General features: G+C 40.0%; 22 protein-coding genes and 1 pseudogene. 4 read left to right on the top strand and 19 right to left on the bottom strand.

Going from position 1 to position 26,294, the window contains the following annotated elements:
• Positions 1 to 156: 156 nt before the first annotated feature.
• From SK642_RS03795 to SK642_RS03785, 3 genes are all read left to right on the top strand, one after another.
• The gene (locus tag SK642_RS03795) at positions 157 to 2,415 is read left to right on the top strand and encodes an ATP-dependent Clp protease ATP-binding subunit (protein WP_033683439.1); all 2,259 of its coding nucleotides are present in this window, start codon (positions 157 to 159) and stop codon (positions 2,413 to 2,415) included.
• A gap of 129 nt (positions 2,416 to 2,544) precedes the next feature.
• On the top strand, positions 2,545 to 2,997 hold the full coding sequence (locus tag SK642_RS03790; RefSeq protein WP_033683437.1) for an NUDIX hydrolase: 453 nt from the start codon (positions 2,545 to 2,547) through the stop codon (positions 2,995 to 2,997).
• A gap of 58 nt (positions 2,998 to 3,055) precedes the next feature.
• Positions 3,056 to 3,355 carry a DUF1827 family protein gene (locus SK642_RS03785; protein WP_000767189.1) on the top strand — a complete coding sequence of 100 codons (300 nt, stop codon included), beginning with the start codon at positions 3,056 to 3,058 and terminating at the stop codon, positions 3,353 to 3,355.
• Positions 3,356 to 3,525: 170 nt separating this feature from the next.
• On the opposite strand, the gene ezrA is transcribed toward SK642_RS03785, so the two are convergent.
• The 7 genes from ezrA to SK642_RS03750 form a co-directional block, all read right to left on the bottom strand.
• Entirely contained in the window at positions 3,526 to 5,253 is a 1,728-nt protein-coding gene (gene ezrA / locus SK642_RS03780; protein WP_033683436.1) for a septation ring formation regulator EzrA, read from the bottom strand.
• A gap of 81 nt (positions 5,254 to 5,334) precedes the next feature.
• Positions 5,335 to 7,281 carry a DNA topoisomerase (ATP-hydrolyzing) subunit B gene (gene gyrB / locus SK642_RS03775; RefSeq protein ID WP_033683435.1) on the bottom strand — a complete coding sequence of 649 codons (1,947 nt, stop codon included), beginning with the start codon at positions 7,279 to 7,281 and terminating at the stop codon, positions 5,335 to 5,337.
• A gap of 14 nt (positions 7,282 to 7,295) precedes the next feature.
• Entirely contained in the window at positions 7,296 to 7,859 is a 564-nt protein-coding gene (locus tag SK642_RS03770; protein ID WP_033683433.1) for an HAD family hydrolase, read from the bottom strand.
• 86 nt (positions 7,860 to 7,945) lie between these two features.
• Positions 7,946 to 8,500, bottom strand: a complete 555-nt coding sequence (locus SK642_RS03765) for a DJ-1 family glyoxalase III (protein ID WP_033683432.1) — start codon at positions 8,498 to 8,500, stop codon at positions 7,946 to 7,948.
• 10 nt (positions 8,501 to 8,510) lie between these two features.
• Complete coding sequence (locus tag SK642_RS03760; RefSeq protein WP_033683431.1) at positions 8,511 to 9,734, bottom strand: FtsW/RodA/SpoVE family cell cycle protein; 1,224 nt, start codon at positions 9,732 to 9,734, stop codon at positions 8,511 to 8,513.
• Between the two features lie 36 nt (positions 9,735 to 9,770).
• Positions 9,771 to 12,221, bottom strand: coding sequence for a bifunctional DnaQ family exonuclease/ATP-dependent helicase (locus tag SK642_RS03755; RefSeq protein WP_033683430.1), 2,451 nt, complete (start codon positions 12,219 to 12,221; stop codon positions 9,771 to 9,773).
• A gap of 199 nt (positions 12,222 to 12,420) precedes the next feature.
• On the bottom strand, positions 12,421 to 13,350 hold the full coding sequence (locus tag SK642_RS03750) for a peptidase U32 family protein (protein WP_033683429.1): 930 nt from the start codon (positions 13,348 to 13,350) through the stop codon (positions 12,421 to 12,423).
• 138 nt (positions 13,351 to 13,488) lie between these two features.
• Here SK642_RS03750 and SK642_RS03745 point away from each other — a divergent pair, with 138 nt between their 5' ends.
• Entirely contained in the window at positions 13,489 to 13,776 is a 288-nt protein-coding gene (locus SK642_RS03745; protein WP_033683427.1) for a DUF3270 domain-containing protein, read from the top strand.
• On the opposite strand, the gene ciaH is transcribed toward SK642_RS03745, so the two are convergent.
• The 12 genes and pseudogenes from ciaH to SK642_RS03680 form a co-directional block, all read right to left on the bottom strand.
• Positions 13,740 to 15,143, bottom strand: a complete 1,404-nt coding sequence (gene ciaH, locus SK642_RS03740) for a two-component system sensor histidine kinase CiaH (protein WP_033683426.1) — start codon at positions 15,141 to 15,143, stop codon at positions 13,740 to 13,742. The two genes, SK642_RS03745 and ciaH, sit on opposite strands and share 37 nt — an antisense overlap.
• A complete protein-coding gene (gene ciaR / locus SK642_RS03735; protein WP_000590639.1) occupies positions 15,133 to 15,807 on the bottom strand; it encodes a two-component system response regulator CiaR in 675 nt (224 codons plus the stop codon). The genes ciaH and ciaR overlap by 11 nt, the downstream gene beginning before the upstream one ends.
• A 107-nt stretch (positions 15,808 to 15,914) precedes the next feature.
• Positions 15,915 to 18,461, bottom strand: coding sequence for a M1 family metallopeptidase (locus SK642_RS03730; protein WP_033683425.1), 2,547 nt, complete (start codon positions 18,459 to 18,461; stop codon positions 15,915 to 15,917).
• Between the two features lie 121 nt (positions 18,462 to 18,582).
• Positions 18,583 to 19,023 (bottom strand): ASCH domain-containing protein, encoded by a 441-nt coding sequence (locus SK642_RS03725; protein ID WP_033683424.1) that lies wholly within the window; start codon positions 19,021 to 19,023, stop codon positions 18,583 to 18,585.
• A pseudogene (locus tag SK642_RS03720) lies at positions 19,020 to 19,869 on the bottom strand (putative PEP-binding protein). Before SK642_RS03720 ends, SK642_RS03725 begins: the two are co-directional and overlap by 4 nt.
• On the bottom strand, positions 19,847 to 20,347 hold the full coding sequence (locus tag SK642_RS03715; RefSeq protein ID WP_033683423.1) for an NUDIX hydrolase: 501 nt from the start codon (positions 20,345 to 20,347) through the stop codon (positions 19,847 to 19,849). The pseudogene SK642_RS03720 and the gene SK642_RS03715 overlap by 23 nt, the downstream one beginning before the upstream one ends.
• A 10-nt stretch (positions 20,348 to 20,357) precedes the next feature.
• On the bottom strand, positions 20,358 to 21,056 hold the full coding sequence (locus SK642_RS03710) for a 3-oxoacyl-ACP reductase (protein ID WP_033683422.1): 699 nt from the start codon (positions 21,054 to 21,056) through the stop codon (positions 20,358 to 20,360).
• The gene (locus SK642_RS03705; protein ID WP_033683421.1) at positions 21,049 to 21,285 is read right to left on the bottom strand and encodes a DUF2829 domain-containing protein; all 237 of its coding nucleotides are present in this window, start codon (positions 21,283 to 21,285) and stop codon (positions 21,049 to 21,051) included. The genes SK642_RS03710 and SK642_RS03705 overlap by 8 nt, the downstream gene beginning before the upstream one ends.
• 69 nt (positions 21,286 to 21,354) lie before the next feature.
• Entirely contained in the window at positions 21,355 to 22,170 is an 816-nt protein-coding gene (locus tag SK642_RS03700; protein WP_033683420.1) for a hypothetical protein, read from the bottom strand.
• Between the two features lie 3 nt (positions 22,171 to 22,173).
• Positions 22,174 to 22,494, bottom strand: coding sequence for a PadR family transcriptional regulator (locus tag SK642_RS03695; RefSeq protein WP_000665414.1), 321 nt, complete (start codon positions 22,492 to 22,494; stop codon positions 22,174 to 22,176).
• Positions 22,495 to 22,912: 418 nt separating this feature from the next.
• Positions 22,913 to 24,910: a methionine--tRNA ligase gene (gene metG / locus SK642_RS03685; protein ID WP_033683419.1), complete on the bottom strand. Its 1,998-nt coding sequence runs from the start codon at positions 24,908 to 24,910 to the stop codon at positions 22,913 to 22,915.
• Between the two features lie 123 nt (positions 24,911 to 25,033).
• Positions 25,034 to 26,293, bottom strand: a complete 1,260-nt coding sequence (locus tag SK642_RS03680; RefSeq protein WP_033683418.1) for an ABC transporter permease — start codon at positions 26,291 to 26,293, stop codon at positions 25,034 to 25,036.
• Position 26,294 lies beyond the last annotated feature (1 nt).

Here is a 26,294-nt window from a genome sequence, read left to right as displayed (position 1 = left end):
AGTCCAAATCCACAAAGATTTTCATTGTAACAACTTCTCAAAGCTGCAATCTTTTTACTTGCTTTACACCCCAATCCTGTTATAATGAGAGTATAGAATTTTGACTATTTTTGACCTTTAAACAGGTCAGGCTAAAGAAAGAAATGAGGTAGATGTATGCTTTGTCAAAACTGTAAAATCAACGACTCAACAATTCATCTTTATACCAATCTCAATGGAAAACAAAAACAAATTGACCTCTGTCAAAACTGCTATAAGATTATCAAAACAGATCCTAACAATAGCCTCTTTAAAGGTATGACGGATCTGAATAATCGTGACTTTGATCCCTTTGGTGATTTCTTCAATGATCTAAACAATTTCAGACCTTCTAGCAATACCCCTCCTATTCCCCCAACCCAATCAGGTGGAGGTTACGGTGGAAACGGCGGTTATGGTTCCCAAAATCGTGGACCTGCTCAAACTCCGCCCCCAAGCCAAGAAAAAGGCCTGCTGGAAGAATTTGGTATTAACGTAACTGAGATTGCCCGTCGTGGAGATATAGACCCTGTTATTGGACGCGACGATGAGATTATCCGTGTCATCGAAATTCTCAATCGTAGAACCAAGAATAATCCTGTTCTTATCGGTGAACCAGGTGTCGGAAAAACGGCCGTTGTCGAAGGTCTAGCTCAGAAAATCGTTGATGGAGATGTTCCGCATAAACTCCAAGGTAAACAAGTCATCCGCTTGGATGTGGTTAGCTTGGTTCAAGGAACGGGGATCCGAGGACAATTTGAAGAACGCATGCAAAAACTCATGGAAGAAATTCGCAAACGTGAGGACATCATCCTCTTTATCGATGAAATCCATGAAATTGTCGGTGCTGGTTCTGCGGGCGATGGCAATATGGATGCTGGAAATATCCTCAAGCCAGCCCTTGCTCGTGGGGAGCTGCAACTGGTCGGTGCTACTACCCTCAATGAATACCGTATCATTGAAAAGGATGCTGCTCTCGAGCGTCGTATGCAGCCTGTTAAAGTCGATGAACCAACTGTGGAGGAAACGATTATTATCCTCAAAGGGATTCAAAAGAAATACGAAGACTACCACCACGTTCAGTATACCGATGCTGCAATTGAAGCAGCTGCAACTCTTTCTAATCGCTACATCCAAGATCGCTTCTTACCTGATAAGGCCATTGACCTCCTAGATGAAGCGGGTTCTAAGATGAACTTGACCTTGAATTTTGTAGATCCTAAAGTAATTGATCAGCGCTTGATTGAGGCTGAAAATCTCAAATCTCAAGCTACACGAGAGGAAGATTTTGAAAAAGCTGCTTACTTCCGTGACCAGATTGCCAAGTATAGGGAAATGCAAAAGAAAAAGGTCACAGACCAGGACACTCCTATCATCAGTGAGAAAACAATTGAATACATTATCGAGCAGAAAACCAATATCCCTGTTGGGGATTTGAAAGAGAAAGAACAATCTCAACTCATCCATCTAGCTGAAGACCTCAACTCTCATGTTATTGGGCAAGACGATGCTGTCGATAAGATTGCTAAGGCTATTCGCCGTAATCGTGTCGGACTTGGGACTCCTAATCGCCCCATCGGAAGCTTCCTCTTCGTTGGGCCAACCGGTGTCGGTAAGACAGAACTTTCCAAACAACTAGCCATTGAACTTTTTGGTTCTGCTGACAGCATGATTCGCTTTGATATGAGTGAATACATGGAAAAACACAGTGTGGCTAAGTTGGTCGGCGCCCCTCCAGGTTATGTTGGCTATGATGAAGCTGGGCAATTAACTGAAAAAGTCCGCCGTAATCCCTACTCACTTATCCTCTTGGATGAAGTGGAAAAAGCCCATCCAGATGTCATGCATATGTTCCTTCAAGTCTTGGACGATGGACGTTTGACAGATGGACAAGGACGTACCGTTAGCTTCAAGGACGCCATTATTATCATGACCTCAAATGCAGGTACAGGTAAGGCTGAAGCCAGCGTTGGTTTTGGGGCAGCTCGCGAAGGACGTACCAACTCTGTTCTCGGTGAACTCGGCAACTTCTTTAGCCCAGAGTTCATGAACCGTTTTGATGCTATTATTGAGTTCAAGGCTCTCAGCAAGGACAATCTCCTTCAAATCGTCGAGCTCATGCTAGCTGATGTTAATAAACGCCTTTCCAGCAACAACATTCATTTGGATGTAACTGACAAGGTTAAGGAAAAATTGGTTGACCTCGGCTATGATCCAAAAATGGGGGCACGCCCACTTCGTCGTACTATTCAAGACTATATTGAAGACGCAATCACTGACTACTACCTTGAAAACCCAAGCGAGAAAGACCTCAAGGCAGTGATGACCAGCAAGGGCAAGATTCAGATTAAATCTGCCAAAAAAGCTGAAGTAAAATCTTCTGAAAAAGAAGTATAAATCCTATAAAAAAGGAGTAGAAAATGAAAATTTTCTGCCCCTTTTTACTAAAATAACTATAAATTCTTGACAGCTAGGCCTTTGTCCATTAAGATAATAATAAAGATAATAGATAATGAGGAAAATGCAATGTCAAACCCAACTTTTGGAGAAAAAAAAGCAAATATAGACTATATTGCACGCTATGGAGTGTATGCAGTTATTCCAGACGATGAACAAAAACAAATTGTTCTTGTTCAAGCGCCTAATGGCGCTTGGTTCTTACCAGGTGGCGAAATTGAAGCAGGTGAAAATCATCAGGAGGCCCTAAAACGTGAATTGATTGAAGAGCTTGGATTCACTGCTGAAATTGGTACCTATTACGGACAAGCTGACGAATATTTTTACTCTCGTCACCGTGATACCTACTACTACAATCCTGCCTACCTCTATGAAGCGACTTCTTTCAAAGAAGTACAAAAACCACTAGAAGACTTTAATCATATTTCCTGGTTCCCTATTGACGAGGCTATTGAAAACCTCAAACGTGGTAGCCATAAATGGGCAATCCAATCTTGGAAAAAACAGCATAAGATTGACTAAATCAAGCTACTTTATTTAAAAAGTGCTATAATAGAATTAGAAAATCGGAGGAAATGTTATGAAGCTTATCAATACGACAAACTCACACTCGCAACTTGTAAAAAGCCAGCTAGAAAGTACAGATGCAACCCTTGTTGAGGTTTATTCTGCAGGTAATACAGATGTTATTTTTACCCAAGCTCCGCTTCACTATGAAATCCTCATCTCAAACAAACACCGCGCTATTCGCGAACCTGAAATCGAAGCCATTCAAGAATTTTTCTTGAAACGTAAAATTGATAAGGACTCTATTGATGAAGCCAATATCAAGACACTCTACTCAGAAAAATTAATTGGGATTTCGATTCCAACCAAATAACATTTTGGAGAGATTAGAAAGCTATTGAACCTAATAAGCCAAACATAGGTTCTGACTTGCTTTTTAAATCGTCTCCAATTTTTTATCTTGAGATTTTATCATAGAAGATTTTATAGACAATAAAAAAGATTTGGTTCTGCTTCTCACAAAACCAAATCTTTTTTATTATGTTAGAAACGAATTGTCTCACGTGTCTTTTCATATGAAGTAACGAAACGGTTGGTTACACCAGGTTCTGCAACTTCCAAAGCTTGCGAAATCTTATCAAATGAAGCATGGTAATCAAAATCTTTTTCAAAGATTTCTAATGAGTCATTAAAGGCTTCCTGAATTCGTTCATCAAATGAGCGGTAACGATTCGAATACTGTAGTAATTGTTCAGTCAAAGTTGCATATTTAACAATATTATAAGTTTCATCTTCAAGTGCTTCCATATGATTTGTTGTAATCTCAAGCATACGGTTTACAACTTCGATATTAACCTGAGATTCTTCTAGTTCAGCCATTAACTCTTCTGTATGGTTACTTGCTGTAAAGAATAACTGTAAGAAATTCTGAGGAATACCTGGAAGATTGCGTTTCTCCATATATCTCTTAATTGTATGAAGACGATTAACATAAACATTTGCCTTTTGGCGAGCATTGATATCATCTTTTTCAATCTGAGCAAGACGTTGACTAAGTTCAACTTGTTCATCCTCAATCTCTTTCAAAGTTGCTTGTAAGTTTTCCAAACGTTCTTCAAGCAATGAATATGGCTCAGAATGTTCCTCTTGTTCAGAAGTTAATTCTAATACAGATTCTTCCAAAGAGTCTAATTCAGTTTGCAATCTATGAACATGACTAACATCTGTTTCAGAAAATAGATAACTCTTACTTAATCGTTTAATATCTTCGACTAAAACAGCGTTACTATCTTTCATGTGTTGAAGATAAGTAGGAAGTGTTGCTACTAAACCGTCTACAACTTTCTGAGCAGCAATTTCTCGTGTAAAAATATCATAAAGTGCATTAATCTCTTCTTGGATTTGAGTATTTTCGTACTCAGCATTATCCAATTCTAATTGCGCAATATTCTCGTGATTTTTCTTAAGAGCTTCATGAAGCAATTGGAAACGAGCTTCAATATCCGTCTCAGCAAAATGATAGTTAGCATCTAAAAGCTTACGGTAACCATTCTCCAAATCTTCTAACTGATCTGGTAGCTCTTTAGATAATGTTGTTACAACTGCTGGTATACGATCAACAATATGTGTCAAAGCCAAGATATGATTTTCAGCATTATCCAAAATCACAGCAGCTTCTACTGGGTCACCAGACGAGTTTAAAGTTACAAACTGAGAAAACTCTGATTGGATATTTTCCAATTGTTTTTCGATTTCAGACAAACCTTGTCCATATTCTTCAGAATGATCAGCAACTCGGTGTTGTAACTCTTCAAACAAGTCCAAGGTATGAAGAACACGTCCACTATTTTTAGACTCTTGTTTCTCCAAATCTGCCAAGGCATTGCGAATTGATGCAATATCTTCTTCAATCAAGGTAATTTGACTCTCGATTTGATCAATTTGATGACTAGCTTTGAAAAAACGGAATGAGTTGTTATAACCTTCTGCCTCGAAAAGATTATTTTCGATATCGGCAAAAGAATTAAGAGATAGGTCAACCCATTTTTGATTCCACTCACGGAAAGTCACCTGACTTTGTCCAATCAAGTGCATGTTTTTTACAGCTTCAACCTCATCATTAACTGGAAGATTATACAGCTCTTCTTTTTTCTCTTCTAAAATTGCTAATTTACTTTCATTGCGTTTTCGTACGTAGATTGCGATAGCATATGCAACGATCAATAAAACTGCGATTGCAATGATTAGATAAATTACTAGTCTAGCAGACATATTAAACTCCTTTTTTACTTGAAACAATCGTAATGATTATATCATATTTTTTAGACCAAGGGAACTACTTCTCCCCTTTTTTTAGACATCAAGTGTACTATAGACAGCATTTTCTTCGATAAACTCACGACGAGGCTCTACTCGATCCCCCATCAACATATCAAAGATTTTATCTGCTTCTGCAGCATCATCCACAGAAACTCTAGCCATTAAGCGGTGTTCTGGATCCATTGTTGTTTCCCATAATTGGTGGTCGTCCATTTCACCTAGACCTTTATAACGCTGAATTGTCGGTTTGGTTCGACCTTCACTATAACGGGCTAAAGCTTCTTGAAGTTTAATTTCTTGATCTGCACCTGGCTGGATGTATTCTTTAATTTCACTTCCAACCTTGACACCGTAGATTGGTGGTTGGGCAATATAAACATAACCAGCTTCTAGGATTGGTTTCATATAACGATAAATCAAGGTTAAAAGAAGGGTACGAATATGAGCTCCATCGACATCGGCATCGGTCATCAAAACGAGTTTTTGGTACCGAGCTTTTGAAACATCAAATTCTGCTCCAAATCCTGTTCCCATAGCTGTAAAAAGACTTCGAATTTCTTCGTTGGCAAGAATTTTATCCATGCTTGCTTTTTCAACGTTCAAAATCTTACCGCGAATTGGAAGAATTGCCTGAAATTCACGGTTACGACCAGATTTAGCTGACCCACCAGCTGAGTCTCCTTCGACGATAAAAAGTTCTGTTTCAGCAGGATTGTTAGAAGAACAGTCTGCTAGTTTTCCTGGAAGGTTGGAAATTTCCAAACCAGATTTTTTACGAGTGACTTCACGCGCACGCTTGGCAGCAACACGAGCCTTGGCAGCTAAAATCCCTTTTTCCACGATTCGCTTGGCAATCTGTGGATTTTCCATAAGGAAATCAGAGAAGGCATCGCTGAAGAGGCGATTAGTAATCTTGACTACTTCGCTGTTTCCCAGTTTGGTCTTAGTTTGTCCTTCAAACTGTGGATTTGGGTGTTTAACTGAGATAACTGCAGTTAATCCTTCGCGAACATCTTCCCCTGTTAGGTTGTCTTCATTGTCTTTCAGTAACTTATTTTTTCGAGCATAATCGTTGATAACACGAGTCAGTGCTGTACGGAAACCTTGCTCATGCGTTCCACCTTCATGGGTATGAATATTGTTGGCAAAACTCATGACATTTTCATGGTAGCCCGTTGTGTACTGCATGGCTACTTCAACTGTGATATCATCCATCTCACCATCTGTGTAGATTGGTGTATCAAAGATAACATCCTTGTTCTCATTGATATATTCAACGTAACTAGCAATCCCACCTTCATAATGGTAATGCTTGGTTTGTTCCAAACCTTGGCGCTTATCTGTGATGGAGATTTGAAGACCGCGATTTAGAAAGGCCAACTCTTGAATCCGTTTATTTAATTTATCAAAATCAAAGGTTGTTGTTTCAGTGAAGATATCTGGATCTGGTGTGAAATGAACCGTTGTTCCAGTTCTATCTGTATCTCCGACTACCTCAAGATCCGCAACAACATGACCACGACGGTATTCTTGGTAATGAATTTTACCGTTTTTGTGGACATGGACGTCTAATTGAGTGGAAAGGGCATTAACTACTGATGACCCTACTCCGTGAAGACCACCTGAAACCTTGTATCCGCCACCGCCAAACTTTCCTCCAGCATGCAGGACAGTAAAGACAGTTTCTACGGCAGGCCGACCTGTTTTTTCCTGAATATCGACTGGGATACCACGTCCATCATCGACAACAGTAATCGAATCATCTGGCTCAATGAAGACTTGAATATGGTTGGCAAATCCTGCCAAGGCCTCGTCGATTGAGTTATCAACAATTTCCCAGACTAGATGGTGAAGACCTTCTTTTGAGGTTGATCCGATATACATCCCTGGACGCATACGTACAGCCTCTAAGCCCTCTAAAACTTGAATTTGACTGGCATCATAATCCTGTGCCTGCAGATTTTTGATTTCTTCTGTCATCTCATTCCTTTTTCTTACATGTCTAATACTTGTCTTAAATTCACGATACTGGTAAACAAGTGGGTATCCAGGCCAGCAGCTTGCCCTGCTTCGATATCAATCGGCCGATCTCCAATGACAAGACCAGAGCTAATCTGATACTTTTCTCTTAAATAAAGCATGGACTCAGGATTTGGCTTTCTCTTAAAACCTGAGCTAGAAGTCACTACTTCTGTAAAGTAGGTTGCTATAGAAGTTTTTTCTAAAATTTCTAAGACCTGATCATTTCTGTGAGAAACCAAGAAATGACGCCCACCTTGATTTGAAATGTACTCCAATAAGTCAGAAACTCCATCAAATAAAATCGGGTGTTCCAGCTCTCTGGCTTCATTTTCCTTATACTTTTTTAAAAAATTCTCTAGGTTGGGAGCGAATGTCTCAATCGCAAAATCAGTAGAAACCTTTAAAGCTTGATAGACACTATCATGATCTTGTGTAATACCATACAGCGCTAATGTTTCAACAAATGCAGCTGTTGAAGTTTCATAATTATCCAGTAAAGTTCCACCTAAATCCCAGATGTAATCGTGATATTTCATACCCCTCATTATACCATTTTTTTATGAAAAAAGCGATGATTTCCTAGATTTTTTCCAAGTAAAAAAACGAGAGGTTGACTCCCGTTTTATTGATTTTTACCAAAGACATCTCGATATAGCATTCCAATTCGTAAACTCTCTGCGTCTCCCCCTAATTGATCCACTAACTCGTAGGCAAAGGCAAGGGCTGTTGAAGGGCCCCGACTGGTTGTCAAATGACCATCTACCACTACTGTTTCCTTGACGTATTGCCCATCAAGGATTTGCTCTTGAACACCGTCATAACAAGTGTACTTCTTATTTTTCAATACTCCTGCTTGATTGAGGGCAATTGGTGCTGCACAAATGGCTGCCAGTCTCTTCCCTTCTTGCTCGAAGCTTTGCAATTCTTGAATTAAAGCCTGATTGTCACGCAAATGTGCAGAACCAGGCATGCCCCCAGGAAGTACAATCATGTCATAGTCTGATAAATCACCATCAAATACACGATCTGCTCTGACTTGGATTGCGTGCGAACCTGTCACTTGCTCCTCAAATCCTACCATATCACAAGTGATATTTGCTCGACGCAAGACATCTACAACTGTCAAAGCTTCAATTTCTTCAAAGCCCTGAGCTAACATAACGGCTACTTTCACCATGATTTTCTCCTTATTTGATTCGTTTTAATACAACCTTTTTCCGCTTGAATGGGACTTTTCCACTCTTTTCTTCAGCTAGATTAGTCTGGTAACTCATCGATAAAAGCAAGCCAACACCGATCAAATTACTAATAATAGCCGATCCCCCTTGTGAAATGAAAGGCAAAGGAATCCCAGTCAAAGGAAGCAAGCCCGTCACAGCGCCAATATTCTCAAAGATGTGGAAGAGTAACATCATAATCAAACCTGTGGAAATATAGGTATAGAACTGGTTATTTGATTTGAGAGTAATCTTCAACATACGGTAAATGAGCATGAGGTAAAGAGCGATAACAAGGACTGAGCCAATAAAGCCAAAATCTTCTGCAATAACCGTGAAAATCATATCCGACTCACGAACTGGAATAAGCAGATTCGAAGCATTAAACCCTTGACCAAATAAGCCACCACTTCCAATGGCAATTTGTCCTTGAGCCTGTTGATAAGTAGTTGTTTGGGCAAAGTCAAATGGATTGAGCCAAGCCAAGATACGATTGATTTGGTAGGTCGGCATCCCCAGTTGATGGAGAAATGCACGACCGTCCTTACTGATAAAAATGGCTAGAAAACCAGCAATTCCTGTTACAGCAGTCACAAATACTGGAATAATAATTTTCCAAGAAACTCCTGATAGCAAGACGATTCCTGAGAAGATGGCCACAAAAACCAAAGCCGTCCCCAAGTCACTCTGAAGTGCCAAAAGAACTAGGACTGGAATGGTAAAGAGAATCATCCAGAAAATCAACAAGAAGTCCAGCGGAACTGTGCGTCTCCATTCCTTATGTTTTTTGGTAAATTGGACAATGACACGGGCCAACATGAGGATATAAGATATCTTCATAAATTCTGACGGCTGGAACAAGGTAACACCATTTACTGAAATCCAGTTTTTAGCACCCGTGGATGCAACTAAGCTCGGATTATAAAAGACAATCGGCAGAACCATGAGTCCCAAGCCTAAAATATACAGAAAGGGGGTCACTTTCCAAAGAAACTCAGTATTAAAGAGCATGACGATAAAACCAATCACAAGCCCCAAGGCAATCCAGGCGACCTGCTGCCCTAAAATGGGCAGAATATTGTTTGGATAATCATGACTAACAGCTATATAAATAGCCACCACACCGATAACCAGTAGAAAAAATACTGGCAGGAGCAAACTATAATCGACTCTAGAGTCGAGAGAACGTTTCATATTTACTAACCTTATACTTTCATACTATACTATTTATCAAAGTTCATTTAAAAATCTATCAATAGCCTCATTAACTTCAGATTGAGCAATCGTTGTAACGATCGCTTCTTTTGCTAGAGAAGTCACAATTTGCTTGCCGTATCGTTTTCCGACAATTCTCCTATCCAGAATGAGGGTTAAGGAACGTTGGTATTCGCGTCTCGTGCTTCTTCCCAAAGCCTGTTTTAAACGAATAATAGCCATTGGCAATTGATAATCATAAAAGGCATTTTTCCCTTCTTGAATTAGTTCCTGATTGATCTTTTTCGTCAAGGGCTCTTGGGGATTTTGGAAAGGAAGTCTTGGTACAACTTGAATCACAAAAGGATGACTTGAAAAATCGACTCCTTCCCAGAAACTTGCGGCACCAAGCAGAATTTGTTGTTCACCTTTTTCAAAGCGTTTCTTCAGTTGATGAACATCCCCATTTTTATACTGGGCCAGATGGCTAACTGGAAGTAAATCCGATACTGCTAGAAGCATGTCTTTAGCAGTAAAGAGAACCAAAATCGGTTGTTGGAAATCTTGAACATCCATCAGCAAATCAGCTACCTCTTTGGCGTAAACTTCTAAGGAGGTTTCTGTTACTAGAGGGAAATCTTTGACCAAGACCACTTCTTGATCCTGTTTTTTGTGAGCTTCAATCTTGACAAATTTGGCTTCAGGGTAACCTAAAAGGTCTGCCAAAGAAACCCTCTGACTAATCTCAAGAGTGGCCGATACTCCCAAGACTTGACATGAATCAGGCACTAAAGAAGATAGAAGAATACGACCTGATTTTGTAGAAGAAATCTGAATTTTCTTCTGACTCGTTTCAGTGGCTTCAAGCCAGTAATCACCTTCAGCCGTAAAATAGCGAACCAATTCCTCAAAGCCTTCTACCTCTAATTCTGAAAAATACTGGTGGAGATTGGCAAGAGAATCCAAGATATTTTTCCGAGATTTTCCAGACTGAAATTGGTCTATCAAGTAGAGACACTCAAAGCGAATACTTTCTAGTATTCGTTGCTGGACCCTGTTTTCTTCTTCTACTAAAGCCTTATCAACTAAAGCAATAATAGACTGGATATCGTAGGTCTGTTGAAGCAGATTTTCTAGAGCTAACAAAATCTTTTGAACTTCATCAATAATCAATAAACGGTCTCTGACAAATTCAGGATTATCTTCAAGTCTGGTTACAAGATAGGCATGATTGGTCACTAAAAGCTTGCAGGTTTGTGCCCTTTCTTGACTACGTTTCCAGAAATCTTCCGTCACAAATAAGCTCTGGGATGATAAATTCCCATCATGACGAAGGTCTGTTAGAAAATGTTGGTAACGGTAGAGTTGCCCAATTTCATCCAGATCTCCTGTTTCTGTCTCTGTCAACCAAACCAAGAGTTGCATTTTAAAGCGTCTAAATAAGCGATTTTCATCATTTTCCTGCAAGGAACGATAAAAGGCATCCAACTTCAGGTAATTTTGTGGACCCTTTAAAGAATGGATATCTGTATGGAACACCTCTTTAAGACGTTTACCCTCTTCTTCCATGATTTGATTTTGAAGAATCTTTGTCGGAACGCTAAGGACAATCTGACGCTCTTTTACTTGGGACAAAGCAGGTAAGAGATAGCCATAAGTTTTCCCAATCCCAGTTGGTGCTTGAATTAATGATACAGGCTCATCCTTCAATAGCAAACCAACCTCTTTAGCAAAACGTTCTTGCTCCTCCCTTATTTCAAGGTTCAATAGAGAAATATTTTTAGAAAAATCTTGAGATAGTTTTCGTGTCTCCAGAGGAGATGCAGTTTTCTTGAAATACAGTCCTTGAACTTGGACCAAGTCTGGAGAAGTCAGGATAGATTGATTTCTATAAATTTCCTCAATAACCAGGTAAGACTCATATAGGAGGGAATCAGCCATTTCCAGCAAGCGTTCCAAGAGACCTTTAGGAAGTTGGGCCATCTTTTCTCGTAAAAATAAGAGTAATTCCGCGGTAGCTTGGGCATCTGAAAGGGCTGTGTGGGCATGTTTTAGAGGAATTCCTAATTCTCGACACAAAATCGGTAAACTATATTTTTCCAGCTCCGGGAAAAAGACTTGGGCCAATTCGACCGTGTCAACACGAGGATTTCTTAGCTCATATCCTTCGAAAAATAAATTTTCCGCCAAGAGATTGGCATCAAACTGAACATTATGGGCTACAAAAATACCATTCCCCACCAAGTCAAAGATTTTTCTTGCAACTTGCGAAAAATCAGGTGCTTGCGCCAGACGTTGGTCTGTCAATCCTGTCAGTTCTTTAATATGGGCATCCAAAGGTTCATGTGGATTGACATCCGTCGTATAGCGATCGACGATTTTCCCATCCTCAATCACAACAATTCCCACTTGAATAATTTTAGCCTTACTACCTGTGCTAGTTGCCTCTAAATCCACCACAACATAGCGATTACCAATCGTTTCCATTATAAAAAATTATACCAAAAAAAGGGCCATTTGGCACCTGCAAACATGGGATAATTTTCAAACTCAAGAACGTTACTTAGCTTAAAAATCACATCAAATAGAGTATCCTCACATGCTGATTTTTTTGAAAATATTGGAGAATAAGAAAAATTGAGAGAAGAAAGGTTTGCATCTTCCTTCTCTCAACTATTGATTTACTTTATTTAACCATATCAGGGTCGTAATCATAAAATCCTGTATCAAGGAAACGGTTTTTAGGATGTAACTTGCGCACTTCTTCATCCAGCAAGAAGGCTTGGTCATGGCTAAAGTTGCCCTCTTGGATCAAGCTACGCGCTTGGATAAAGAGTTTTGCAATCTCAACAAAGTTCTGACCTGGAGTATAAAGACCTTCTAATTTCCAGTGAGTAAAACCATGCTCTACCAATTCTGTCAATTTGGTCATCAAATCAAGGTCATTATTGGCAAAGATGTGGGTCCCATGATTGTCTTCAAAAATGGAATAATGGCTCTCGGGGTCACTTGGCTCAGCCAAGAAGAGGTCCCGCTTGCGGGTCTTTTCATCATCGATATGCGTAAAGTTATAGTAGTTTTGCAAGAGTGGACGTTTAGAATGGTGAATCACACTAGCACCATACACCAAAACTTCAGCAGGAATTTCCAAAATCTCTGGCATTTTAAAAAGTTCAGCAGATGGAATTTCACGCGCCAAAACAGCCTCAGATGCGCCAGCCTTTTGTCCCCAGAAGTTAATCTGACGACTGCTTGTCACCATTGTAGAAGCATCATAGATGGTTTTAAAGGGATATCCATCGCGGTTGACTACGTAAAAAACGCCTGCATCTCCAATCGTTATGTAGTCTGTCTTGATTTCTTCCAAGAAATCGAGAAAAGGCTTGATACGGTCCATCATATCTTGGTGCATGAGGGCATTGACTGCAACAATCAATTCCTTACCAGCATCATGAACCAGCTTAGCGATTTCACGCAATTGGTCATGACTAAAGGTTGTTGGCAGACGAAGCCCAAAGTCTTTCTCACCGACATAGATACGGTCCACGCCAGCTTCGAGCAGTTGTTCAACTTGTTCAATACTTTCAGCAGTTGCTGTAATAATAATCTTTTCCATAAGAAAAATTATACCACAATTCTGGAAAATCAGCTATTCTTTGAAAATGAAAAGGGACTTTATTCTTTTTGTAACCTTTCTGTAATAATTCTCTGCTGAAAAAATGATAAAATAGGTATGTACTGTAAGGAGAGAGACATGCCCGTAAGAAAATTACAATCCTATGAGGTAGACTATCAAGAAGAATTGCACCAGCAGGTTCCTCGCTATCAAGATTATATACCTGAAGCGCAATCTGATACCAATCTCAAGGAAATCCTATTTTTTGTTAATATAGCTATTTTTTGTATCTGTATTGCTATCTTTAGTTTTATCTTTTTAGCATTAAAATTCTCAACTGCTCTTGCATTTGTCGCAGCAATCGGATTCAGTTTACTTGTTTTAAAAATTCAACGCTCTATTATCAAACGAAAACGTAGAAGATAAATCCAAAATATCGCCCCAGCTGGAGCGATATTTTTATTTTTCTTTTTAGATGGTGTGTGGATGGCAATCTTCACTTCAAAGATTGTTCCCTTTGGTTTATTATCTTTAACAGTAATGGTTCCTTTTAGGGCATCTACAATTTGCTTGGCTAGGGATAATCCTAAACCGAAACCACCTTTTTGACGGGTTCTAGCCTTATCCACTCGATAAAAACGGTCAAAAATCTTCTTCTTATCTTCTGCTGAAATACCGACTCCATTGTCGGAAACTAACAAGTAAAGACTACGATCAGTAGCTGAAATCACAAAATCAATTTCACCATCCTCTTCAGTATACTTGACAGCATTATCAAATAGGATGGTCATCAGTTGTTTCAAAAGGAGCTGATCTGTGACAATCGTGCGATGGATGCGATTTTCAAAACGAAAGACACGGTCATTTTCTGAAGCAATCATCTCATAGTTTGTGAAAGTCGTATTAAAAAAGCTAGTTGGAACTTCTGCAAGTTCTGGCTTAATCCCATCATCTCTACGCGCTAAGTTCAGCAAGTTTGTCGTCAAAAAACGCATATTGCGGACTTCTTCCAAACTCGATGCAATGCTTTCACTCACATCCATAATGGTAGCTTCTGGCTTTCGAAAAAGGGTCTCTAAACGATTTTGCAGAACTGCAAGTGGAGTTCGTAACTCATGACTGGCATTTTCCACAAAGGATTGCTGCTTCTGCATGCTCTCAAGCAGAGGACGAACACTGACTCGAGCTAGATAGAGACTGGCAAGCAAAGATAAAATCCAGAAACTAGCCATCACGACCACAATCAACTGCTCATGCTTTTGACTGGCCTGCTCTAACTGACTAGTATTAATCAAGACAGCCGCATACTTGATATTGGTTGAAACCGAACTGATATTAGTTTCCATCAGAATCATGCGATAGATTTCTTCCTGGCCATAGCTATTAAAAACTTGAATCTGATAGATATGGCCTAGTTCTTTTTTCTCTAACTTAATCTTATCCAAGCCCAAAAATCGATTTCCAGAAAGGAGCTGGGTAAAATTCTTATCAAAAAGAATAACCTCCGTATTGGAACTGACATTGGGTTTTATCTCCGTCTTACTAGTATCTGTAGCGGCATTCTCTAAATCTTTAATCTCTTCTGTTGCCCTATTTACCGCAAGCTGAATAACCGCCTGAGGATTCTTACTTAAGCCATAGAGCGTATCATCGACCGAAGTATAGAGGCTCGAATGCATAACCTGCAAAATAATCAGAGTCATGGTAGAGAAAATCAGGGTGAAGACACCAAAGTTGCGGATAAAGTAACTAAAGTCATCCGCATACCATGTTTTTTTTAGTTTACTGAACATCTTTTAAAATATACCCAACACTGCGCAAGGTTTGCAAATTCTCTGCAAAAGTAGTTCCTTTTAATTTCTTACGGACTTTTGAAACATAAACTTCGACAACCGAAATCGTTGTATCACTATCAAATCCCCATAGACGATCAAAAATCTGAGTCTTAGGCAAAATAACATTTTGATTTTGAAGGAAATAAACTAGTAAATCAAACTCTTTCCCCAGCAATTCAACAGGAGTATCTTCAACCTTAACGGTATTGGTTGACAAATTAACTACAATATTTCCATAAGTCAAGGTGTTTTCATTAAACTTCCCTGAACGTTTGAGAAGGGCTTGAATCCGCATTTTGAGTTCTTCTAGGTAGAAAGGCTTGGTCAGGTAATCATCTGCTCCCAATTCAAATCCATGTCCCTTGTCATCCAAACTTTCCTTGGCAGTCATAATCAGAACTGGTGTCGTAATTCCCTTTTCACGCAATTCTTTCAATACTTGGAAACCATTTTTTTCTGGCAACATCAAATCCAGCAAAATCAAGTCATAGACGCCACTTTCAGCTTCGTAGAGACCTTCTTCTCCATCAAATACCTGCATGACATCCGCAAAATCGTCTAAAAAGTCAAATACTGAATTTGATAGGCCTAGGTCATCCTCAACTAATAAGATTTTTATCATGAGAAACTCCTCCTTATTAAAACCATTATACCAAATTTGCCTTAAAAAAAACTCAACTCCCTCTTACTTTAAGAGAGAAAGTTGAGTTTTTATTATTTTACGAATGTTTAAGCTTTCCCATATTGAAGAACGACTGCTTCCACTGCAGCTTTTTCACGGTTAATCAAGTCAACACGCGCTGCAATGTCCTTAATTCCCATGCCAATATTACGGCTAAGAGCAAGATCAGAAAGTTGTGGTTCAAAGAACTCCTTGTATTCCGCCAAGCGTTGTTCTGTCTTAAATACATGGGCAGGAAGAATAACAAAGCTATCAAAGCTCATATCTCCTCCAAGAGCTGCCTTAATCCAAGCCCAGTTTTCACGAGCCCAAGACCAAGCTGTTTCCTGAGTTGCTTGATGAGATAGGAAATGATTATACCAAGCTGATAAGTCTTGTGGTTTGACCACAAATTTGTCCTTCCAAGAAGCAATCAAGGTTTGGATATTGTCCGCATCTGTACTGTAGGCAAGAGCAGCTGCCAACTGACGTTTAAAGACAGCATCTGTTGCGTGCGTATAAGTATCAAGATAAAGTGCTAACAAGTCTTTAGTCTCATGATGTTTCATCTCATTGATCAGAACCTGTGAGCGAATAGCTGCTGGGAGTCCTGCAAGATTCTCCTTGTGAGCTGCGAAGACTTGGCTAGCGACTTGACTAGCTTCTGCATTATTTGAGCGAATCATCATAGAAATGGCTAACTGACGAACCAATTCATCCTCATCTGATTCCCCTTCTTTAGCTTCAAAACCAAGACGGTCATAGTTGTGACGAGCCAATTTAGCAACCAATACTTTGAAGGCTGTTTCAGCTTCTGTTCCTTCATCGATAAAGCGCTCAAGGGCAGAAATAACTTGAGAAACAGCTGAAACCACAAGGTAAGACTCTTCCTTGGCAAGTTTATCAAGGACTGGGAGCAAGTCAGCATAAGAAATGTGCCCTGCTTCAGCAAGCAAGCGACGTTCTTGGACGATTTGCAATTTGCTTGTGTTATCAAGATCAACTAGGTCAGCAAGAACAGCATCTAGCAAGTCTCCTTGGTAGTCTGTAATATAGTGGGCTGTATTTTCAGTATTGAGACGAAGGGCTGTTTTGTTTTCTGCAAGAAGAGCTGCGTAGCCAGGGATTTCGATACTTTCAGTTTCAAGTGTATCTGGCAAGCCTTTCCAGTTGCTGTTGAGTGGCACAACCCAGAGACGGTTCTTATCTTCGTGCTCACCGATGAAGAATTGTTTTTGTGAAATCTTCAAGATATCATTTTCAACCTTGACAGTAAGAACTGGATAACCAGGTTGTTCCAACCAAGAATCCATGAAGGCTGCAACATCACGTCCTGACGCTTGACCAAGGGCATCCCAAAGGTCACGACCGATGGTATTGCTGTATTGGTGTTTTTCAAAGTAAGCGTGCAAACCTTTAGCAAAATCAGCATCTCCTAACCAACGACGAAGCATGTGCATGAGACGGCTTCCTTTGGCATAGACGATAGCTCCGTCAAAGAGCGTATTGATTTCATCTGGGTGTTTGACTTCTACGTGAACAGACTGCACACCATCTGTCGCATCACGTTTCAAGGCAGACGGAACACCACCTGTTTGAAAATCTTCAAAGATATTCCAGCTTGGCTCGATGGCATCCACACAGACATATTCCATCATGTTAGCGAAGCTTTCATTAAGCCAAAGGTCATCCCACCATTTCATAGTTACGAGGTTTCCAAACCATTGGTGAGCCAACTCATGTGCCACTACAAGGGCAACTTGTTGACGACTGGCAAATGTAGAGTTTTCATCGACAACCAAGTAAACTTCACGGTAGGTCACAAGACCCCAGTTTTCCATAGCACCTGATGAAAAGTCAGGAAGGGCGATGTGGAGAGATTGAGGGATTGGGTACTTGACTCCGTAGTAATCTTCGTAAAACTCGATTGAACGAACGGCGATGTCCAGTGAGAAATCAAGATTAGATAGTGGGTGAGCTTTGGTTGAGTAGACACCTACGAGGGTACCGTTTTTAGTTTTAGCCGTTACTCCTTGTAAATCACCAGCAACAAAGGCCAACAAGTAAGAAGACATGCGAGGTGTTGTCTCAAACTTCCAGATACCTGTTTCCTTGCGGTTTTCAACATCGATTTCTGGCATGTTTGACAAGGCCACTTCACCTTCTGCTTGGTCAAAACGTAGAGAGAGGTCAAAGGTTGCCTTGGCTTCAGGCTCATCCACACATGGGAAGGCTTCACGCGCAAAATGGCTCTCGAACTGAGTTGACAAGACTTCCTTCTTCACTCCATCAACTGTGTAATAAGAAGGGTAAATCCCTGTCATGTTGTCTGTGATTTTTCCTGAAAAAGCGATAACCACTTCAACTTGACCTACTTCCGCAAGTTCAATATGAAGTGCTTCATTTTCATGGTCAACTGTAAATGGACGAGCTTGACCTGCAACTTCTACAGAAACGATTTCCAAATCTTTTTGATGAAGGGAAATACGGTCACTCTGTGCTTGACCAGTAATGGTCACCTTCCCAGAAAACGTCTTGGTCTCACGACTCAAGTCTAAAAATAAATCATAGTGTTCAGGAACAAATTGCTTAATAAAATGTTCAACTGCTTGCATAATTTTCTCCTATCTAAGTTTAAGAGCTAGAGCTCTTCTTCAAACAAACTTATTATATCATGTTTTGCTTGAGAAAAAAGGATTGGACGGCGATTTCCAAAACTTTCTTCCTTCTATCTGTCTACAGAGGGTAGACCTTGCGAAATTCTTCTAAAACAACCTTGCTTTCAGGTGTAAAAGTCAATCCTGCTTCACCCAAGCAGTCTCTGAAAAAATCTTCATGAACCTGGCGCCAATATGCTAAAGATTTGTCTCCCTCACCTTCCTTAAAGGCATGGTCAGCTGACACTTGATTGAAGGGTTCAACAGAAACCTTTGTAATTTCAACAATGCAGACAGCTTGATTTTGACTATCTAAAATGACATCGAAGGTCCCTTTTTGTGGAAGAGGTTCGTCTTCTAGTGCGTAGAGGTCATAGGCTGAGGCGGTTGCTGTCTTTTCGCCTTTTAAAACCAAATCTTCCAAGAGATTAGCATCTACTCCAAAAGCCCAGGCATCTATCTCATCTCCAATTGAGGGATTGATTTGCTTGTAGGCATTCCACATTTCTTGCGGTGTCATAGGTTGCTCCTTTGTAATTTTTTACTTACTTCTTTTACACGTTTGAGGTGGTCTGGATGCTCAATCTCTAAATCAAAAATTTCTGGAATAGAACTATAGTGGATAATGCACTTGATACCCATCAGATTCATTTTTTGTATGAAGGAAGCATTCAGATAACCTGCCACAGCAAAGTCAATCTTTTTCATCCTTGCTTTATCCTGCATCTGTTTCAGCATATCTAACATTATTGGACTTTCCATATCATGCCATTGACTATTTCTCACAGTCGCAAAAACAAAGGAAGTCAAATCATTCATTCCAACTACAATCTTTGAAATGCCCGTTTCCATTATTCTGTCCAAGTCAAAATATGCTGACGGTAATTCAATCATTGTGCCAATTTTTCCAGCGAAACCATGCTGACGTAATACTATAATAGCTTGTTTTAATTGGTCAGCATCATTGACAAAAGGAAAAAACAACAGACAAATTGGGATTGGTTTGATAAACTTCTGTAACGACATGTGCCTCAGCCTGAAATTCATCTGGACACGCCAGCAAACGCCTGGTTCCTCTATATCCAAATAAGGGATGATTTTCATCAAAGTACTCTTTAGTCCCTACTAAACAATTGGCTTCTGTATTCGTTAATTCAGAAAAACGATACCAAACTTCTTCATCTGAGTACAGGGAGCAGATAGTCTCTAGGTAATCTTTTACAAATTGCTGACAACTTGGTAACAGGATGTTTTGATTTAGCTCTCTCAACAAGTATTCCCCACGAATCATACCAACATGATTCAATAACTGAGGATAAACTTTTTCAACAATTTGTTCGCCACTAAGAGCTAGTTGGTTTCTCATCATTCACCTTCCAATTCATATACAAGGTCTTGTCCAGTTCTGGAAATCCTAATAATTCAGACTTAACCTTCAAGACCAATGGCGATGCATTTTCTTCTGTGATTTCTTGAATTGCCTTCCAAACATATCCAAGAGAATCATTCGCACCATCAGACACAGCTTCAGAAATTGTAACTTGAGCTTCCTTCTCGTTTATCTCAATATCATAAAATGCCATGATATGGTGAACCATAAAATTTGTTAACTCTTCCCTGACGAAAACATCGTAGATTCGAGGATTGGAGTAGCTTCTAACGGTAAATCCCGTCTCTTCCATAACTTCTCTAATCAGCGTTTCCGTCAGTCCTTCACCAATTTGCTGACTACCATCGGGAAGGTCTAACCTATTTTTGTAGGGACCTGCTGTTTTTTGAATACAAAGAAGGTAACCATGTTTATAGCAAACACCATAGACTCCAAAGTGTTTTTTGATTTCCATCCAACTACTCCTACTTTAAGCTCCAGCCACCATCTATTGTCAAGATTTGTCCTTGCATGGCGCTTGCTTTTCCACTTGCTAAGAAAAGGCTAATTTCTGCTACTTCCTCTGGCTCAATCCAGCGCTTGATTGGGGTTTCACTAGCCACCCAGTCCGCTAAACCACCTGGTTCAAAGTCCGCAGCGGTCATACCCGTCTTGACAGCTCCTGGAGCAATCCCAAAGATCTGAATCCCAGCTTCTGCATAGTCTAGAGCCAACTGCTTGGTGAAGCCAGCCAAGGCGTGCTTAGAAGAAGTATAGGCGTGACCACCTCCACCTGCTAGGCTAGAAGCAATAGAGCACATATTGATAATAATCCCTTTTTTATTTTCCAACATTTGTGTCAAATAATAGCGAGTTAGCTCCACTGGTGTTATGTAGTTAATTTCAAAAATCTCTTGAATGTCCTGCGCTGTTTGTTCCAACAGTGGTTTGTAATCATCCAAAACTCCAGCAGTATTGCACAAAACATCCACCTGAGAACACCAGTCAAAAATAGGCTCCAAGTCCAAGGTCAAATCTCTCTGTAAAAAGTGAAAATCACCCTCTAAGAGTGGATTTTCTCCTTGGTCAACTCCATAAACTTGATAGCCATTTTCTAAAAAGATTCGAGTCTGAGCCAGACCAATGCCTGAACTCACACCTGTAATGAGTACACGTTTAGTCATGCACTTCTACCCAATCCGTCGCCAAAACATCACAAGGTGTCGGGCTCCACATAGAAAAACCTTCTCCCTCCCCAGACACGTTGATTAGGAAATAGGGCGTTACTTCAAGCGCAACCCCATTTTGCTCGATAGTGTCAAAAAGTTGGACATAGTTTTCCGCCCCTCTCCAACCAGTACGTACATATTTTTTCTTAGCCTTTAACCCAGGCAGAATTTCTTCAAATGTCATATTATTCTCCTTTGATTCTACATTCTTCATTTAATTATAACAAAAAACCGCTTTGCAACGGCTTTTTGACTATATTTCACTCCATTTTATCTTCTTAAACCCACGGAAAAAGAGAAAGATTCCGATAAAGAGGATAGCTAAAGGAATGATTTTTGTAAGGAAAGCATTTGAAATCCCCATCCACTCATAGTAACGGAGCAGAGAACCTACAACAAGATGGGCAACAACCATACTGACAAAGGGACGAAAGACCGCTTCTTTCCAATTCCAAATACTGATGACTAGAGAAAGCGTAAAGACAAGGAAACTATCCCAGGGAGCAGGAAGATAAAAGGCCCCTTCTTGTATGAAACTTGCCATTCCTACATATCCCAGAATTACTAGAAGGACAAGAATCCCAACGACAATATAAGTGCCAATTTTCATTTTAGAAGAATCTTGGACTAAACTCCATCGTAAGATTGTGGCCACAAGCCAAAATCCAATCAAAAAAAGAAGAAGTTGCCCTAAAAACGTAAGCAAATTGACTGTTAAGAGAGGACCTTTAGAAAAATCACTTAGTAGTTGATAATAACGTAATACCACTAGGACAAGGGTTGGCGTCAACAGTGACTCCTTGATAGAACTGCGTGGTGCTTCCTTGAATATCTCTTTCATTATTTTTTTAGGATTCTTACCTAGATAATCCTCTGCACTCATGCCATCTCGTTCTGCTTCTGAGAAATCTAACATCATCAAATAAATTTGCTCTCTGAGATAGTCCTCATCATAGAGAAATCCAGCAAGATTAAAACTATCCCACAACTCCTCAAAATACTGCTGATTCTCCTCAGAAAACTCATGCAACAAGGCGCTTGTTTCTTCATAATACTTCATTTTCTTCATGGTTTAACCCCCATTCTTAATTCCTTCTACTTTTTGACTCAAATCGTCCCATTGTTGCCAAAAGACTGAGACACGCTCTTCTCCTTCTTTCGTTAACGAAAAATACTTCCGATCTGGACCATCTGGCGACGGACGCATGTCTCCTCTTATCCATTGATTTTTTTCTAACTTTTGCAACAAAGGATAAATAGTTCCTGGAACGATAGTGTCAAATCCAGCCTCTCGCAAAGTCTGAACCAACTCATAACCATACCGCTCTTTTTGACCGATCATATCCAAGACACAACCTTCAAGAATACCTTTTAATAGCTGAGTTTCCTTCATCCCTTCTCCCTTCAATCTATTTTGTAATACCTACTAGTATCTCCATCAATAATATACCACTTTCACACTAGTTTGTAAAGCATAATAGTTAATGCTCTTCGAAAATCTCTTCAAACCACGTCAGCGTCGCCTTAGGGTATATATGTGACTGACTTCGTCAGTCTTATCTACAACCTCAAAACAGTGTTTTGAGCTGACTTCGTCAGTTCTATCCACAACCTCAAAACCATGCTTTGAGCTGACTTCGTCAGTTCTATCTACAACCTCAAAACAGTATTTTAAGCTGACTTCGTCAGTTTCTTCTACAACCTCTAAGCAGTTCTTTGAGCAACCTGCGGCTAGCTTCCTAGTTTGCTCTTTGATTTTCATTGAGTGTACATAAAAAAACAGAACTAGCATGAACTAGTCCTGTCTACTTTTAGCCAATCACACTTCCATTTGGTACAGCTGGATCAACTGTGAGAAGGGTTAATTGTCCATCATGTTCAGCTGAGAGGATCATCCCTTGACTGACATATTTTTTCATCATTTTACGTGGTTTAAGATTGGCAACGATTTGAACTTTCTTGCCGACCAATTCTTGTTCGTTTGGATAGTATTTTGCAATTCCAGAAAGAATTTGACGATCTTCACCATCACCAGCATCTAGGCGGAATTGAAGCAACTTATCAGAACCTTCTACTTTAGACACTTCTTTGACTTCTGCAACACGGATTTCAACCTTGTCAAAGTCCTCAAACTTGATTTCTTCTTTGTTTAGTTTGAGTTCGACTTCGTCTGGGTTCCACTCTTTTTCGACTGCTGGTTTATTGCCTTCCATTTGTTCCTTGATATAGGCGATTTCTTCTTCCATATCGAGACGTGGGAAGATTGGTGTTCCTTTGGCAACTACAGTCACATCTGCTGGGAAGTCAGCCAAGCTCAAGTTTTCAAGGCTAGAAACTTCTGCTAGACCAAGTTGATTCAAAACTGCACGACTGGTTTCCATCATAAATGGCTCAATCAAGTGAGCAACGACACGAAGACTGGCTGCCAAGTGGCTCATAACACTTGCTAATTGGTCACGAAGTGCTTCATCCTTAGCCAAGACCCATGGAGCTGTTTCATCAATGTATTTATTGGTACGAGAGATAAGAGTCCAGACTGCTTCAAGGGCACGTGGGTAGTCAACTGCTTCCATGTGTGTATGGTAGTCAGCAATTGATTGTTCTGCAACCTCAGCAAGAGCATTATCAAACTCTGTTACACCCTCTACATAGGCTGGAATTTGTCCATCAAAGTACTTGTTAATCATAGAAACCGTACGATTGAGGAGGTTCCCAAGGTCATTAGCCAATTCGTAGTTGATACGGCCTACATAGTCTTCAGGAGTGAAGGTTCCGTCTGAACCGACTGGAAGGCTACGCATGAGGTAGTAACGAAGTGGATCTAGTCCAAAACGCTCTATCAACATTTCAGGATAGACAACATTCCCTTTAGATTTAGACATCTTGCCGTCTTTCATGACAAACCAACCATGACCAATCAAACGTTCTGGCAATTTGATATCCAACATCATAAGAAGGATTGGCCAGTAGATTGAGTGAAAACGAAGGATGTCTTTTCCAACCATGTGGAAGACTGTTCCGTTCCAGAACTTGTCAAAGTTAGCGTGTTCGTCTTGATCGTAGCCAAGAGCTGTCACATAGTTGAGCAGAGCATCAAACCAAACATAAACCACGTGTTTTGGATTAGATGGTACTGGGACCCCCCATGTAAAGGTTGTACGAGAAACCGCCAAATCTTCCAAACCAGGTTCGATGAAGTTGCGAAGCATTTCATTCAGACGACCATCTGGAGTGATGAACTCAGGATGAGCTTTGAAAAATTCTACCAAGCGGTCTTGGTATTTGCTGAGACGAAGGAAGTATGATTCTTCAGATACCCATTCAACTTCGTGACCGGATGGAGCAATACCACCAGTTACATTTCCAGCTTCATCACGGAATACTTCTGCAAGCTGGCTTTCTGTAAAGAATTCTTCATCTGAGACTGAGTACCAACCAGAATATTCACCCAAATAGATGTCATCTTGAGCCAGCAAGCGTTCAAAGACCTGCGCCACTACTTTTTCATGGTAGTCATCAGTTGTACGGATAAACTTATCATATGAGATATCTAGTAATTGCCAGAGTTCTTTGACTCCAACTGCCATGCCATCAACATATGCTTGAGGTGTGATACCAGCTTCTTCTGCTTTTTGCTGGATTTTCTGACCATGTTCATCAAGACCTGTCAGATAAAAGACATCGTAGCCCATCAGGCGTTTGTAACGAGCTAGGACATCACAGGCGATGGTGGTATAGGCAGAACCGATGTGAAGTTTCCCAGATGGATAGTAAATCGGCGTTGTAATATAAAAATTCTTTTCAGACATAATTTTTCCTTTCCAGGCAAATGAAACCTGTTTTTCTAACACTTCATTATATCACATTTTTAATGATTTTCGATAGGGAAATCCATACAAAAACAAGATAGACGAGTGTCCATCTTGTTGATCTTATTCATAACGAAGGGCTTCGATTGGATCAAGCTTCGATGCCTTGTTGGCTGGCAAGACCCCAAAAACTATACCCACGCTAGCCGAAACTGCAAGACTAAATAGGGCAACTGGAATCGATACTCCCACTTCTATACCCGCAATCAAGCCTTGCAATAGTATACCAGCTATAGCGGTTAAGCCACTTGCAATTGTCAATCCAATCAAGCCACCTAACAAGGTCAAAATCATGGATTCAATCAAAAACTGGATTAAAATATTAGCACGTGTCGCACCCAAAGCCTTACGGAGACCAATCTCACGAGTACGCTCTGTTACTGAAACCAGCATGATATTCATAACACCAGTTCCTCCAACAAAGAGAGAAATTCCTGCGATTGCACTAATAATCGTCGTCATAAAACTAAACGATTGTTGAACTTCTGCAAATGCAGCTGACTCATCTGCTACTTGATATTCTCCCTGTTGCAAGCCAGCAAGCTCTGTCATTTTTCGTGCTAATTCTGGACCCAGAGTTTGAGTCAAGCTTGTATCATTCACTCGAAAGACAATATTAGCTATTTCATCTACATTAAAATTCGCAGCAAGGGAGATATTTGTGGTAATGGGTAAGCCGCCAAGACCATATATTTTTGAATTTTTAGATTCTTGGCTAGTATAAACACCAATGACTCGATAACTAAAACCATTGACTTCTACAACCTTGTTAATAGCCTCTTGAGGAGAGCCAAATAGACTAATGGATAATTCTTCATCAAGCAAAATAACACTTGCAAATTCTTTGAAATCTTGCTCTCTCAGACTACGACCTGCAAGAATTTCATTGTTAACAGCCTCCATATAAGTTCTGTTACCACCTGTCAAATTGGCATTTTCAACCTTTTTATCTTTATAAGTCAAGATGGCGTTCGTTGAGTTGGTTACATAGTAATTATCCACTCCCTTGAGTTTGGCTGCCTCCTTGACCCAAGATTCTTGCGGTTTTGGTGGTTCAACATGAACTTCCTCTTCTTTTCCAGAAATCGTAAAAGCTGATTGTTTCTGAGTAAAAGACCCATCTTTACTTTTTTTAGAAGAGAAAAAGACACTGATATTCTTCTGAGATCTGGTCATGTTTTTATTGAGCTGTCGAGACATAGAATCTCCCAGAGCCATAATCACAACAACGGATGAAACACCGATGATAATCCCAATCATGGTAAGCAAAGAACGCATCTTATGAGCCATGATAGATGAAAAGGCAAATTTCAGATTCTGCATC

Origin of the sequence: Streptococcus mitis, assembly GCF_000722705.1 — a bacterium.
In the GTDB taxonomy this organism is placed as follows: domain Bacteria; phylum Bacillota; class Bacilli; order Lactobacillales; family Streptococcaceae; genus Streptococcus; species Streptococcus mitis_P.
This window is presented reverse-complemented; position numbering and strand designations above follow the sequence as displayed.